The organism is Vibrio gazogenes, from assembly GCF_023920225.1.
Classification (GTDB): Bacteria; Pseudomonadota; Gammaproteobacteria; order Enterobacterales; family Vibrionaceae; genus Vibrio; species Vibrio gazogenes.
In genome coordinates this window covers 1,821,412-1,836,453 of record NZ_CP092587.1, presented here as the reverse complement: position 1 = coordinate 1,836,453, position 15,042 = coordinate 1,821,412, and the positions used below count along the sequence as shown (strand labels likewise).

The window sequence follows — 15,042 nt, the reverse complement described above, 5'->3', positions numbered from 1 at the left end:
AACCGCATGGGTTACAACAGATATGGGGCGGACAGGCAGTGTGGGGAAAATTTAGAACAGATACTTGACGCGCAGACGTAAACCGCTGTCAGTCTTGTCGGCATCTTTTACGTCAGAGTAATAACCGCCGGCGTACAGTGCCAAGTCTTCAACATCCATAATGTTGGCGAATTTATACGAGGTATAGACGGTGGTGCTTTTCGCGGTTGTGCCGGTATCGGTTTCGCCATAGACATAGGCAATAAAGAAGTTTTGATACTGAGCGTTGACACCGTAGGTGGTATCTTCTTGGTTGGTGGTGCCATCAAAGTCACGGGTGGCATAGCTCACATTCATATTGATGTCGCCCATTATATAGTTCAGCGTTGCACCATAACCGGAAAAATCATTAGCAGCATCTTCTTCGTCTGCGGTTGCATTAATTTCTGCACCAACGGCTAACTTCAATGAGTCAGTCAGCGTGGCGGCGACGACCGGACGAAGAAACACAGCATTATTTCTTGCGTTGATATTGCTGTCATCATTGGCCATAAAGTTGGTGCTGAGCTCGAAATAGACGCGTTCAGTGGTTTTGGACAGATTTATCTGGCCGTTATCACTGCGTCCGCGAGCATACTTGGTCATATAAACGTCTTGGGCGTAATTGACAAACGTATCTTGACCGGCAGGGAAGAGGTCATATGCTTCAAAGCGTCCCATTTTAATTTCCCAATCAGCTTTCTCACCGATTGCAATCCACGCATCATCGGCAGTGATGTCACCATCGAGATGCAGTAATGTCTCAGCATTTGCATTGATATAGCCATTGCTACCCACATCCCGCGAACCGGAAACACCAATTAAAAGGCGGCCATTCTGATCATAAGTAGTTGTGTCGGGGTTGGTTGTTTCTTGGTTACGGTAGTCATTATTAAATTCCACATCACCGTGGATCGCGAATGTTCCCATTTCATTGGTGACGCTGGTTCCTGCCTGAACATTCAGTGCAGTAGCAGTCAATAGGGCAATAGTTGATAATTTCAAAATACCACTTGTTTTCATCGTTATACTCCGTAAAGTTACTCATTCTTCAGCCCCATAAGTGGTTTAATCCACAATTATTATTTTCTGGGGATCCAATCAATCATTGATTGAATTTTGTTGATTTCATCTTGGTGATGAATTTAGAGATTACATTTGCTGGTTGAATGAAACTTTCGGTTGGATCACTTTTCGGGATCGTTCCCTATTTTTGGTGTGGCAAATTTGATTTACTTCATATTATTGATTTTGTGGTTAGTAATTAATAAGAGTTTTTTATACAGTGATTGGTTTTGTTCGGGGTTTTTAAGCGGTTTATTGGCTTTTTGGCTATGAAATTGAGTGTATTGGCTGATTTTATCGTGATCACATTTTTGGGAACGTTGTCTTTTTCTTGGTGATAATGATGCTTCTAAACTACTTGTTTCTAAACTACTCAGATTGTTTCTAAACTACTCAGAGTTCACCGTTCGAATCGTATGTAGTTTTCGGAAATTCGAAGGGGTCATGCCAACATACTTAAGAAATACGCGTCTAAAGTAGCCAACATCTTGGTAGCCAACGCCGCGAGCGATAAACTGGATAGGGTGGGTCGCGTCCGTTAAAGCTTGTTTTGCAGCATGAATCTTTTGTGTCTGGATGGCTTCTGTCAATGTGGTTCCAAAAGTTTGTTTATAGACCCGACCTAAATAGTCCACATTACACCGCAAGCGCTGAGCTACCCATGATGGGGTAATTGGTTCTCGATAGAACTGTTTGATAATGGAACGTGCGTTGTATGCTAAATTGACTGGCTTGGGCTCAGACTCATTTGCATTCTTATTGCCTGCTTTACCAATAATCATCATCAGCAGCAGGTTTAATGACAGCCTGTCGCCTACCAATTCTTGTTCGTTTAATAACAAATTAAACAACGAGGTCACTTTTGAGCCATCGTCAACACGCCCCAACTTTGGTAAGTGAATGAAATGCTGAGAGGCCGAATCTTTACTATGGCGCGACAAGCGAAAGTGAACCCAGTAAAACTTTAAATCATCTGGATAATCCTCAATCCCCATATGTTCACAGTGCGGATAAAGCAGTAAACATTGACCGGCACCAAGCTGGTACTGCTGATCATTTTCTTGAATCGATAACGTCCCACGTTGCACAAAAATGAGTTCAAAAGAGTCAATAATTCTTCTTGGATGCCTGCCACTTCCATTAGAGATGAACAAGCCGCCATTCTCTATCTCTACAGGAACATCGTGATATATATTTGCCATTTTTGAGTCCCTTTGTTGTCTGGACACATCTTATTTGAGGCTGAAACATAGCCAAAAGATCATTGTCACACTTCCTCTCACAAAGTCGGATTTATCCTCTTTTTATACAAAATTATCACCTATTGTTGGTACTCCGCTCTCGCTACGATGGATGCATAAAAATAATGACAATAATGAATTCAATATGGATGAAGCAACCATGAACGAGACAAGTACCCAAGTGTTGAACAACAATATAGTCAACACACCTCAAACAGAAAAAATAACCACCAGTGAAAAATTCGGATATGGTCTGGGCGATGCCGGAGGCACAATTATTACGGGCTTAATCGGAAACTTTTTAACTTTTTTCTACACCGATATCTTTGGATTAACGCCCGCGATTGTGGGTATCCTTTTTATGACACTCCGTATTTTTGATGCCGTCACCGATCCTTTGATGGGGATTGTGGCCGATAGAACACATAGCAAATATGGGCGCTTTAGACCTTGGCAGCTATGGATTGCTCTCCCCATCGGGATCGTCGGAATTCTTACCTTTACGGTGCCGGAAATCAGCTACAACCTTAAGGTGATGTACGCTTTCGTCACCTATATGCTGTTGTCAATTTGTTATACCGCAATTAACGTCCCTTATTGCGCACTCATCAATACGATGACCACCGATCACAAAGAAGTCATTTCATGTCAGAGCTGGAGATTCGTTCTCACTGGCGGAGCCGGTGTTCTCGTCTCGGTTGGTCTGCCATGGTTTGTCGGCCAGTTTGATTCAAACCAACAAGCACTGGGTTATCAATATGGCGTTAGCATTTTGTGCGTAATCGCTATCGTGATGTTTTTGTGGTGTTTTACGACCGTTAGAGAGCGAACACCGATTGAATCTCTGGGAAAGGTTTCCCTCAAAGAGCATTTAAAAAGTATCAAGCAAAACGATCAACTCATGCTGATGCTCATCATGTCATTTTTGCTCATCACTATTTTTAACACTCGTGGTGGTGCGTACATGTACTTTATCAACTACGTCTTGGGCGGCACTTCCAGCTATACATCGCTATTTTTTGCCATGGTCACTGCGGGGTTAGTGATTGGACCGATATTGGTGAACTACCTAACGAAGCACATTGACCCTAAAACACTGTACTTATACACCAATGTACTTCTTGGTTTTTATTCTTTGACCATGTTCTACATCCCTGCGAATGATACAACCCAGAACCTATGGTTGGTCGTCATTTTGTGCTACAGCGTCCTGCTCGGTTTTACGCTGCCTTTACACTTCTCATTAATGGCATTTGCCGACGATTATGGGCAGTGGAAAACCGGGGTTCGTTCTTCCGGGTTGAATTTCGCCTTCAACTTATTCTGTATCAAACTGGCGTGGGCATCGAGTGCCGTCATTATCAGCGCGATTCTTGTTTGGGTTGCCTATCAGCCGGGAATAGAAAACCAAACTGAAGCCTCTGTATCGGGCATTACATCCCTAGAAAGTATGATTCCTGCAGTCATTCACTTCGCATTAGCGTACATGATTGCCAAAACCAAGCTAGACAACCAGCTAATGGTGCGCATTAGCGCTGATCTAAAGAAACAAATGGCGTAAGAGAGAACCCCCATGACTCACAACAATGAATCACAATACACACGCGTTAACATTTCCGATAAATTTTGGAAGAACTATCAGACATTGATTAATGATGTGGTGATCCCTTATCAATGGGATGCACTGAACGATAATCTGCCTGATACAGAACCAAGCCACGCCATAGAAAACTTTAAGATTGCAGCGGGTGAACTCGATGGCGAGTTCTATGGCATGGTATTTCAGGACAGTGATGTCACTAAATGGTTAGAAGCGGTTGCTTACTCTTTGGCAAACAAGCCTGACCCGTCTCTAGAAAACCTAGCAGATGATGTCATTCAACTCATTGGCAAAGTGCAATGTGACAATGGCTACATCAATACTTATTTCTCAGTCAAAGAGCCGGATGCAAAGTGGCATAATTTGTGTGAATGCCACGAGCTATACTGTGCCGGGCACCTCATTGAAGCGGCTGTTGCCTATTACCAAACTACCGGTAAAGATGCCTTACTCAATATAGCGTGTCGATTTGCAGACCATATTGATCAGGTTTTCGGTCATAAACCAGATCAACTGCTTGGCTACCCGGGACATCCTGAAGTTGAGCTCGCACTGATGCGTTTATACGAAGTGACGGAACAACCCCGTTATTTAGACCTCTGTAATTTTTTCGTTGAGCAACGCGGGCAAAGCCCACATTACTATGATGAGGAATATCAACGTCGCGGACAAACCTCGTATTGGCATGTCCACGGGCCCGCCTGGATGGTGAAAGATAAGGCCTATAGTCAAGCGCACTTACCACTCACTGAGCAAAAAGTTGCGGTTGGTCATGCTGTCAGGTTCGTTTATCTACTGACGGGAGTCGCTCACCTTGCTCGCTTAAGTGGCGATCAAGAAAAAGTCGCCATATGTAAGACGCTGTGGCAAGACATGGTCAACAAACAGATGTATGTAACAGGAGGGATTGGTTCGCAGAGTGAAGGCGAATCATTCAGTTGCGAATATGACTTGCCCAATGATACCGCTTATACGGAAACCTGCGCGTCGATTGGACTCATGATGTTTGCGAACCGGATGCTACAACTCGATACCGATAGTCATTATTCTGATGTTATGGAGCGAGCGCTCTACAATACAGTGTTGGCCGGGATGGCGATGGATGGAAAACACTTCTTCTATGTCAATCCGCTGGAAGTTCATCCAAGCAGTATCCCACATAATCATATTTATGATCATGTGAAACCGGTTCGTCAACGTTGGTTCGGTTGCGCTTGTTGCCCACCCAATATTGCGCGAATTATCGGTTCATTGGGAAACTACTTGTATACCGTTAAACAAGACACGGTGTTAACTAATTTATATATAGGTTCAACATCCACGCTTGCGACTGAATATGGCAACTTAACGATTACCCAACGTGGCGACTACCCATGGAAGGAGACCATCACACTCTGTATTGATGAGTCGCCTAATCAGGCTATCTCATTAGGGTTTCGGATTCCAGACTGGTGCCGCCAGCCAAGTATGACGGTAAATGGCAATCCATATTCACTTGAGAACGCAGTGGAGAACGGTTACGCCTTGATCAACCAAGTTTGGCAAAGTGGCGATACCATTACCTTAACTTTACCAATGGAAACATTGATTATCAGAGGACATGAAAAACTGCGCCACAGTGCCGGTAAGATTTCGGTTCAACGTGGTCCGTTGGTTTACTGTATTGAAGAAGCCGACAATGGGAGTGAACTGTATAACCTACGTCTCGACAGTGATGCAGAATTTACGGTCATACAGGGAGAGGGGCTGTTTGAAGGGAAAACACTACTTAAAACACAAGCGGTGAAAAAACTTTGTCCTCAAAGCGGTGAAGCATCACTTTATCGTTATCGATCATCTAAACCACAATGGGTTTCACAGCCATTGACGCTCATTCCTTACTTTACCTGGGCAAACCGGGGTGAAGGTGAGATGCGGGTGTGGATCACTGAGAAGGAATAATACTCGATACATCATCCGTGAATACCAAGCTGGTTGAAGACCGATAGAGAGTTTTCAACCAGCTTTCGTTAGCGGGACCGTCACTTCAGTGCGGTTTTTACACCCAATGCCAATGTGATCAAGCATCACTTTTATTTCTCATCTTTGTCGTTTTTCTCTTCTCCATCCGAGTTATTAAGGGAAAGCAGAGACAACATATTTTGAATAGCCTCTTGCTCAAGCGCTTGGCTGGTTTGCTCAAGGCGCCGTTGATAATACTGTGCGAGTGAGTCAGATTTTAGCTCCCGCGATAAGCTTTTAAATGAAATCATAACTTTACCTCCTACCGATGATGATCGACTAACCGGCTTTGCTGCGACATTAAGGTCAATGAGCCGCCAACCAGACAAGGCTACAAATCTATTTGCCTTATTCGTGGTTCTGCTTAGTGCTTTGCCAGTTTCTCTCTCTAACGAGGTAAAGTGTGATGCAAAAAGGGGAAGATAAAAACAGACGGAATATAATGATCTTGTTCCTAATATGAGCGTGATATCGAGTGAAAATCTGCTTTACGTAAATTTGGGTAGGAAAAATGTGAAAAAGTGAAAGAGAAGGGTTCCTATTTTGAATGTTAATCGACAAATCTTGTATTTTTCCCGTTTAGCCAAGCTAGGTGTGAATACCGCTATTTTGACAACCCTTCCTGAGATTGCAGAGCGCTTGTTCACAAGCCCTCGGCATTGTCGGACATTGCTCAAGCAGATGCGCGATAGTGGCTGGATTGAATGGGAGCCCAAAGTTGGTCGTAACCAGCGCTCTCGCCTTTACCTGATTTACAGCCTTCAAGAACTGAAAGCGATGCTCGCTCAGAAGCTAATTTCGATTGGCAAATACGAAAAAGCACTCGATTTGATTGACCATGACCAAGTGCTATTTGCTCAACTCCTTAGATGTACCTCTGGCACGCAAATACGCCAAGGCAGGTTACATGTTCAACTGACCTATGACCGGATATTTTTACCGCTCCTACCTCATACTGCATTGAGAAACAGTGAACGTTTTTTATTACGTCAAGTATATAGCTGCCTTACACATTGCACTGAGAGCGGGGAGATACGACCTGATCTTGCCCATCACTGGACAAGTGATGAGAGCAAGTTACATTGGAAGTTTTTTCTCCGTCCTCTGCTTAGATTTCATGATGGCAGTGATATCACCGCGAATGAGGTTGTTACTCTATTCAGGCAACTACGGGACTCCCCGTTGTATACGAAAGAACTGGCCCATGTTGAAAGTGTTGCTGAGGTGAATGAACTTTGCATTGCGTTTACGCTTTCAAAACCTGATGCCGATTTTGCAGGACTGCTCTCGGGTATCAAATATTCAATTCAACCGCCAAGCCAACTTTTGGGCACCCATTCCGTCATTGGTAGTGGCATATTTCAGGTCGTGGAGCACAGCAACCAACGCATCACTCTCCAAGCCTATCGAGATTATCATGGTCTTCGTGCGCTCACTGATACCGTGACCATTTGGCAACTCCCGCCACAAAGTTACAATGTGTACGATGAGGTTTCACCGCAAGTCGGTACTACGAATCAGTTCAATTCTTTATACATAGACTCCCAGTCTGTTGATGGTTTCAATCCCCAATCAACGAGTGAATCTTCCGACAAAGACCAAAAAAGTAGAATTGAAGAGGGGTGCCTGCTTGCTATCATCAACCATAGAGCTCGGTTCTCTCTCTCGCAACGTTCATACCTGAGTGAGCTGATTCGCACTGATGAGGTTCTAAAACAGATCGGTAGCTTAAAAAAGAGTCGAGTTAAGGCGGTCCCGGCATATAACCTGTTTCCCGGATGGCTAAAGATGATAACTACAGCCATACCACCACAACCTCTGCCTGATACTTTGACGATTGCAATATTCGAACATCACGCCCTAAAGGAATGCGCAGAAGCGATTACAGTGTTATTAAGTCAGGTTGGCGTACATTGTAGAATCAATATTTACTCATTTGATGAGTTTTACGCGAAAGCAAACAGTCAGGCACTCAACGAAGACATCATTCTTACCAGTATCAACCTCGACGACAACCGCCCTGTATCAGCATTTTGCTGGATGTTATCAAATCCAGTCTTACAGCAAAGTCTGAGTGAGCCGAATAGGGTGTGGCTGGATAACCTGTTGTATGATGTCAGAAGTCGTTTACCTGTTTCCTCATACATGCAGGAGCTCGAGCCAATTATATCGTCAATGATTACCTCACATTATCTCATACCAATGTTTCACCACCTACAGACATTGCGATTCGAAGGTGTGCTCAAAGATGTCGATATCAATGTGTGGGGGTGGCCTGAAATACGGGATGTTTGGGCTGATGAGTAGCCGATCATCACGCCAAACTTCCCTTGTGATATTGCAAATAATGAGTGGTAATCAGGTTATTGAGCTAGAGCAGAACGCCAATCTTCAATAGCACTTTTCAGAAAAATTCATCATCAGTCTACCGTTAATACTATTTTTCCTTGTATATGTCCTTCTGCGGCACGTTTATGTGCTTTTTGCGCGTCTTCCAGTTTGTACACACTGTCGATAGCCACGCGAATGGTGGCATCATCGAGTAATGGGGCGAGTTGCGCGAGTTGCGCCCCATTTGATCTCACCTGAGTAGACGACACGATGACACCAGCTTTTTCTGCCTCTTTTGCACCGGTAAAGCCGAGAGGATAGATAGGAAACAGTGCTCCTCCCTGTTTTAGTGTTTTCAAGAAGCGTTCGGTTGTTGGCCCCCCAACGCAGTCGATGACCAAATCAATATTTTTGATTGTATCCTCGGGTGCTGTTCGGGTGTAATCAATAAACACGTCGGCCCCTAATTCTTGCAGAAATGATTCATGGGCACCGGAGGCGACTGCGATTACTTTTGCTCCTTTCCATTTGGCAATTTGAACCACAAAGTGGCCAACGCCGCCGGCAGCACCATTGACTAGAACCGTCTTACCCTCAAGTAAAACAGGTTTATGTTGCATAGGCTGTAATGGATTAGGCTTATCATGTCCTAACTCAATCATAAACTGCCATGCTGTGAGCAATGACATTGGTGCCGCAGCTGCCTGCTCATGGCTGATATTCGTCGGTTTGATTGCTGCCTCTGAGGCTGAAATGTTAACGTATTGCGCATAGCCTCTGCTTTCTCCAGCGATGCCTTCCGGAAAGCGGACCATCGAATACACTTCATCACCCACTTTAAAATCAGTGACGTCATTGGCAACGGCCTCTACAACACCGGAAACATCGGTTCCCAAAATGAGAGGGAAAGTTACCTGTGGTTGCCACTCGGGAGGAAGCGCCTTATATCCTTCACGTAAATACCAGTCTGGCGGGTTCAGGCCTACGGCATTGACACGCACTAATAACTCACCTGACTTTATTTCTGGTATCGGAGCATTTTCATACCGTAGAACTTCAGGACTACCAAAGGCGTGTTGTTGAATTGATTTCATTGTTTTAGTCATCATGACTTTTTCCTTTAAGATGGTTGATATATAATAAACGGAACATTAGTCCATTTAATCGGAGCGGTGCTCCACTTGTCAAGGATATTATGAGAATCGACGCGAAAAAAAATTACGACAGCATTATTTCTGTGGCTCGAGAAATATTTATTGAACAGGGGGCAAGCGCTTCTTTACGTGAGGTTGCCCGAAGGGCAGGCGTTGGCATGGGGACTTTTTATCGTCATTTCCCGACACGAGAAGCGCTCCTGGAAGTCTTGTTACGTGAGAGTTTTGATTCGTTATCTCAGCAAGCCGAAAAACGAAAAAACGCGAGTGATCCCGATGAGGCATTACTTTCTTGGGTTCAGGATGTCATTACGTTTACATACAATCATCGAGGTATTATTTCAGTGATGATGGAGGCAATAGAGGATTTAGATTCGGCACTTCATGTATCATGCCATTCCTTACGTTGTGCCGGTTCAGCATTGCTTACTCGTGCGCAATCCGAAGGGCGTGCAAACCCTGAGCTAACTGGTGAGGAATTATTTGATCTCATAGCAGCACTGGCTTGGTTACGAGAGCAACCATCGCATGCACCTAGAGCTGAGCACCTTTTTCATGTAATGGCTAATTCAGTCATTATGAAATAACATCAATGTGATACGGACGTATAAAGTCAAAGTACTATTTTCAAGTCTTCCATACTTGTATTCATTCGATGTTCCTCCAGCCAAGGGAATGGGGGCCCCTCTGATCATTGAGGGGCCGAGGGAATTCTCCGTTATGCGTTATTCAAGAAAAGCATCCAGCGCCTGAGTCGGGCGGCGGGTATTTGGATTCCATGCGCCTAGGGTATAGCCCTGCCAGTTATATGCCTGTGGCTCCCAATAGAAAATCCCAATCCCTTTGCCCTGATTCACTTGATGTACTTTTTGGATCATGTCTGCAACGATACGTTTAGATTCCGGATCATCCCAAGGGACACCGATTTCGGTGATCATCACTTCAGTTCCATAGCGATTAACCAGATCGTTGAGGTTATTCAGGCATCGCTTGTTTGCTTCTTGCCAAGACAGGCCGGTCGCATTCTTGGGATAAGAAGAGGCACCAATCACATCCCACCAGGCACTATTGGCCTGTAATCCATCCAATATCCAGCGGAAATTGGCGTTGTCATGGCAGTTGGCTAAATGAACAATGACTTTGGCATTGGGGAACACTTCTTTCGCCGCATTGCGTCCGCTATTAAATAACCATGCATAGTTACGCATGTGGCTTGAAGCCATGCCATCATTCCAAAGCATGCCGTTATTGGTTTCATTCCCGACTTGAATCCATTTTGGGGTAATCCCCGCCGCTTTTAAGGTCTCGAGTGAATCGCGAGTGTAAGACCAGACGCGTGCCATTAAATCGTCAAAGCTGAGTTGCGCCCATGCCGCAGGCTTCCATTGATTGCCCGGATCAGCCCACGTATCGCTATAGTGGAAATCGATCATCACATCCATATTGGCGGCTTTGGCCCATTTTGCTTTGACGATCACATCTTCAAGTGAGTTGTAATAACCATCGCGCGGGTTGACCCACACACGTAAACGCACGGCGTTCATGCCATGGTCTCGTAAGATTGACAGGACATCTTGTCGATAGCCCCAATCGTTGTAGAACTCGTAGCCGCTATCTTCCATCTGAGTTATCCAACTAATATCCGCGCCTTTAATCAACGCGTGAGAATAGCCCGATGTGACTAATGAGCCGAAGATTGCTAGTGTTTTTAGGGTATTTTTCATCGTTCCACCATTTTTATTAATTCACGTTATCGTCACTTGAATGACATACAGAATATAATAGCAACGGATTTTAATATTGATGTGATGAATAAAAGTGTTGGGGGAATTTGAAGCAATTATTTCGTGTGGTTGTGATTATGAGGGAATTATCTAAGTAAATTTACTTAGATAATTGTGATGCTGGCCTTGTGACAGAGATGATTAAAATTTATTTGAATGTCATCGTCTTATTCTGAATAACAGAATTCAAACCGAATCGAATTTATTTCATTTTAAAACTGTCCCGCCATATAAATTCATGACCAAATAAAACTGTTTTCTTATACTGTCGGCCAGCCATTTTCTCAATGAACATATCGATTGCGACTTCTCCCATTTCAAACGGAAACAGCCTCATGGTTGTCAGGCTTGGACTCATGTGTCGGGCTGACGAGATATCATTGGTTCCGATGACTTGTATATCCCCCGGAATGGTTAATCCAGACTCATAAATGGCGCGATAAACACCGACGGCGACCATATCTGTCGCAGCGTAAACCACATCGGGCAGTTCATCGAGGTGTAACATTTCTTTCATCGCTTGATATCCGGATTCGATGCAATATTCTTTACTGACTTTACATAATGCCTCGTGATATAAGCCGTTTTCTTTGGTCACTTTACGGAAAACATGCAAACGTTCCTCATTGTTACCGATGAAAGCAGGGCGTTTGCAGCGGTTGTTTAATATATTCTGCATCACTTCGTTAGATAATGCTAACCGGTCAATTAAGACGGCATCTGTTTTACTCCCCAAGGGATTTGAATCAACAAAAATAATATTGGGGTTAGTTTTATATAATGTCTCGACAACATGTTCGGCGAAATGTCCGACCGCGATCAGAGCGGGGGAATTTTCTATCAGCTTTAGACTGGTATCGATTTGATCTAAATGGATTGTTCTTAAATCAACGCCTTTTTCTAAGCAGCGATTTTGAATACCAGCGCGAATAGAAGTGAAATACGGGTCGTCGATTTCTTGTGTGGGGGTTAAAAAGTTCAACATCACAACATGATATGCGTCAACCCGTTCATTTGTTTTGGTTACTTCATGATGAACAAATTGTTTTTTACTCCGTTTCGGGGATTGATAGCCCAGTGACTCGACGGCTTCCAAAATAGCTCGCTTCTTATCTTCGCTGACCGATAAAGTCGGGTCTTCGTTCAGAAAGCGCGAAATCGTGGAAGTAGAAATGTTAGCTCTTTGTGCAATGTCTTTAAGTGTCGCCAAAAGATTACCCTATATTATTTTTATCGGACGGTCCTACATGCCAAAGCGCATTCTAAATGCGCTTCGGTACTAGAGCGTTAATGCGTTGATTGTACAGAATCAAATTTTATGACGCTTCCATCAGGTTCAAAAATGTGTAAATGGGAAGGTGATGCAAATAACGAAATTGACTCACCCGGCTGTACTTGTGTATCCCCATGATGGAGGTACTTAAAGTCATCCACTCCGCCACATTGGCCAAAGATATACGTCATGCCTCCCAGTCGCTCGATGACTTCACACTGGAATGCCAGCGTGATCATCGCCGGACTTGTCGTAAGGTGTTCAGGTCGAATCCCTAATGTGAGTGTTTTGCCGATTTCAATGGGTGCTGTTTTGATCGGTAGGGTGATTGAGCGACCAACATCCAACGTGACGGTTAAACTATTTTCATCCCAGCTCTCGACGGTACAAGGCAGAAAGTTCATTTTAGGCGAGCCGATAAATCCGGCAACAAATCGGTTCACTGGATGATGGTACAGATCCATCGGTGACCCCACTTGCTCAACTTTTCCATCACGCAGTACCACGATTTTATCTGCCAATGTCATGGCTTCGACCTGATCGTGCGTCACGTAAACCATGGTTGACTGAAGTTCTTGGTGTAACTTCGCGATATGCAGACGCATGTCTACGCGTAATTCGGCATCAAGATTTGAGAGCGGCTCATCAAATAAAAAGACTTTGGGATCTCTGACAATTGCCCGACCGATGGCAACGCGCTGGCGCTGACCCCCTGAAAGTTGGGCTGGTTTACGATCAAGCAGATGCTCTAACTGGAGTGCTTTGCCGACCAGTTGTACTTTTCTATCACGCTCTTCTTTTGGCACTTTGTTTACTTTTAACGAGTACCCCATGTTTTCTGCAACGGTCATATGCGGGTAGAGCGCATAAGATTGAAATACCATGGCGACGCCTCGTTCCGATGGGGGCGTGTCGTTGACGATATTTCCTGAAATAGAGATGGACCCATCACTGATATCTTCCAGACCGGCGATCATACGCAACAGCGTCGATTTCCCGCAGCCTGATGGACCGACAAAGACGACAAATTCACCTTCTTCTATCGATAAATTTACGTTGTGAATGGTTTGGGTATCGTCAAAACGTTTTACGACATTGGATAATTGAATCGAAGACATTTTAAGTTCCTCATAACTGGTAATAAATAAAAAGTGTGTGATCTAATTCGTCTTTTATTTAGTAAATTTTATTTTTAATTGCTTGTTTTATCACAATAGCCATTAGTAAAAGTGACTTACATCACGCCAATGAATTGCGTCTATGGAAAAAATAACACAAAGGAGCATATTTGCACCATAAATTTTATTTTTTACCAAAAACGAAGGCGTGAAATTTTATGGATAATAATAAATTTAGTAAAAAAATAGCTGCTCTCGCAGTGACCGCTCTATTTTGTTCGCCAATGGTGTTGGCGCAGCAATCTTTATTAGTCTGGGAGGACATTCAAAAGTCTTTTGGTAATGAAGACGCGGTTGCAGCATTTGAAAAACAACACGATGTGAACGTGAAAGTGCTTGAAATGCCATATGGTGGTCAGATCGAATCTCTGCGTATGGACGGTCCGGCGGGCACCGGTCCTGACGTTGTCTTGATTCCTCATGATCAGATTGGTGGGGCGGTGATTCAAGGTCTGCTTGCTCCGATTCAGGTCGATAAAGCGGTTACCGATACATTCACGCAATCTTCAATTGATGCATTGACATACAATGGCGTGCTCTACGGCTTGCCAAAGTCGGTTGAAACCGTATTTATGGTTTACAACAAAGACCTTATTTCGAAGCTTCCAGAAACGATGGACGAAATATTTGAGCTGTCGAAGAAGTTTCGCAAGGAAAATAAATACGGTTTGCTGGCTAAATGGGATGAGCTTTATTACACCTATGGCATTTTAAACGGTATGGGTGGCGATATTTTCGGGAAAAAAGCCGACGGCTCTTACGATCCCAATAAAATATTACTGAACACTCCCGGGGCGATAGAAGGCGCAAAATTCATTCAGAAGTTCTATCAGTCTAAAGTATTTCCGACCGGCATTATTGGTAATAATGGTCTGAATGCAATCGATTCATTATTCACATCGGGCAAAGCCGCGATTGTTGAAACTGGCCCTTGGTCACTTCAGCCCTATAAAGAAGCAGGCATCAACTACGGTGTCGCTCCACTTCCAAAATTGCCATCTGGTCAGCCAATGGGATCATTTATGGGCGTGAAGAGTTACAGCATTCCCACTTTCTCGAAAAACAAACCACTCGCGCAAGAGTTTATTACATTCATCAATAATTATAAGAATGCCAAACGCCGCTTTGAGCTGACTGGTGAAGTTCCGGCCGTGAAAAAATTGGTGAACGATCCGGTCATCAAAAATGACCCGGGTGCAAGTGCGGTTGCGATTCAGTCCATTCACGCGACCTCAATGCCTTCTATTCCAGAAATGAATGAAGTCTGGGGACCCGCAAACAGCGCATTACAGTTGATCGCGACCGATAAACAAGATCCGAAAAGTGCACTCGACTCTGCGGTAGAAAGCATCCAAATGCAAATCGAAGCGAACCACGCAATGATGGGTCAATAATTG

12 protein-coding genes are annotated in these 15,042 nt (G+C 44.1%); 5 read left to right on the top strand and 7 right to left on the bottom strand.

Going from position 1 to position 15,042, the window contains the following annotated elements; translation table 11 throughout:
* Positions 1-51 precede the first annotated feature (51 nt).
* The gene (locus tag MKS89_RS08200; RefSeq protein ID WP_072957663.1) at positions 52-1,041 is read right to left on the bottom strand and encodes a carbohydrate porin; all 990 of its coding nucleotides are present in this window, start codon (positions 1,039-1,041) and stop codon (positions 52-54) included.
* Between the two features lie 431 nt (positions 1,042-1,472).
* Positions 1,473-2,285, bottom strand: coding sequence for a helix-turn-helix transcriptional regulator (locus MKS89_RS08195; RefSeq protein ID WP_072957666.1), 813 nt, complete (start codon positions 2,283-2,285; stop codon positions 1,473-1,475).
* Positions 2,286-2,469: 184 nt separating this feature from the next.
* On the opposite strand from MKS89_RS08195, the gene MKS89_RS08190 reads away from it, so the two are divergent.
* Both MKS89_RS08190 and MKS89_RS08185 read left to right on the top strand, forming a co-directional pair.
* A complete protein-coding gene (locus tag MKS89_RS08190) occupies positions 2,470-3,885 on the top strand; it encodes an MFS transporter (protein WP_072957669.1) in 1,416 nt (471 codons plus the stop codon).
* Between the two features lie 12 nt (positions 3,886-3,897).
* Entirely contained in the window at positions 3,898-5,865 is a 1,968-nt protein-coding gene (locus MKS89_RS08185; protein ID WP_072957671.1) for a glycoside hydrolase family 127 protein, read from the top strand.
* Between the two features lie 131 nt (positions 5,866-5,996).
* On the opposite strand, the gene MKS89_RS08180 is transcribed toward MKS89_RS08185, so the two are convergent.
* Entirely contained in the window at positions 5,997-6,176 is a 180-nt protein-coding gene (locus tag MKS89_RS08180; protein WP_072957674.1) for a hypothetical protein, read from the bottom strand.
* A gap of 292 nt (positions 6,177-6,468) precedes the next feature.
* On the opposite strand from MKS89_RS08180, the gene MKS89_RS08175 reads away from it, so the two are divergent.
* Positions 6,469-8,232, top strand: coding sequence for an SgrR family transcriptional regulator (locus MKS89_RS08175; RefSeq protein ID WP_072957677.1), 1,764 nt, complete (start codon positions 6,469-6,471; stop codon positions 8,230-8,232).
* 113 nt (positions 8,233-8,345) lie between these two features.
* Here the strand turns inward: MKS89_RS08175 and MKS89_RS08170 are convergent, their stop codons facing one another.
* Positions 8,346-9,365, bottom strand: coding sequence for an NADP-dependent oxidoreductase (locus MKS89_RS08170; RefSeq protein ID WP_072957679.1), 1,020 nt, complete (start codon positions 9,363-9,365; stop codon positions 8,346-8,348).
* 86 nt (positions 9,366-9,451) lie between these two features.
* Between MKS89_RS08170 and MKS89_RS08165 the strand changes: the two genes are divergently transcribed.
* The gene (locus MKS89_RS08165; RefSeq protein ID WP_072957682.1) at positions 9,452-9,997 is read left to right on the top strand and encodes a TetR/AcrR family transcriptional regulator; all 546 of its coding nucleotides are present in this window, start codon (positions 9,452-9,454) and stop codon (positions 9,995-9,997) included.
* A 138-nt stretch (positions 9,998-10,135) separates the two neighbouring features.
* On the opposite strand, the gene MKS89_RS08160 is transcribed toward MKS89_RS08165, so the two are convergent.
* The 3 genes from MKS89_RS08160 to MKS89_RS08150 all read right to left on the bottom strand — a co-directional run bounded on the left by MKS89_RS08160 (position 10,136) and on the right by MKS89_RS08150 (position 13,585).
* Positions 10,136-11,134, bottom strand: a complete 999-nt coding sequence (locus MKS89_RS08160) for a glycoside hydrolase family 53 protein (RefSeq protein ID WP_072957684.1) — start codon at positions 11,132-11,134, stop codon at positions 10,136-10,138.
* A 262-nt stretch (positions 11,135-11,396) separates the two neighbouring features.
* Positions 11,397-12,404: a LacI family DNA-binding transcriptional regulator gene (locus MKS89_RS08155; RefSeq protein ID WP_072957686.1), complete on the bottom strand. Its 1,008-nt coding sequence runs from the start codon at positions 12,402-12,404 to the stop codon at positions 11,397-11,399.
* Between the two features lie 77 nt (positions 12,405-12,481).
* Positions 12,482-13,585, bottom strand: a complete 1,104-nt coding sequence (locus tag MKS89_RS08150) for an ABC transporter ATP-binding protein (RefSeq protein WP_072957689.1) — start codon at positions 13,583-13,585, stop codon at positions 12,482-12,484.
* Positions 13,586-13,803: 218 nt separating this feature from the next.
* Between MKS89_RS08150 and MKS89_RS08145 the strand changes: the two genes are divergently transcribed.
* On the top strand, positions 13,804-15,039 hold the full coding sequence (locus MKS89_RS08145) for an extracellular solute-binding protein (protein ID WP_072957692.1): 1,236 nt from the start codon (positions 13,804-13,806) through the stop codon (positions 15,037-15,039).
* The last annotated feature ends 3 nt before the right edge of the window (positions 15,040-15,042 follow it).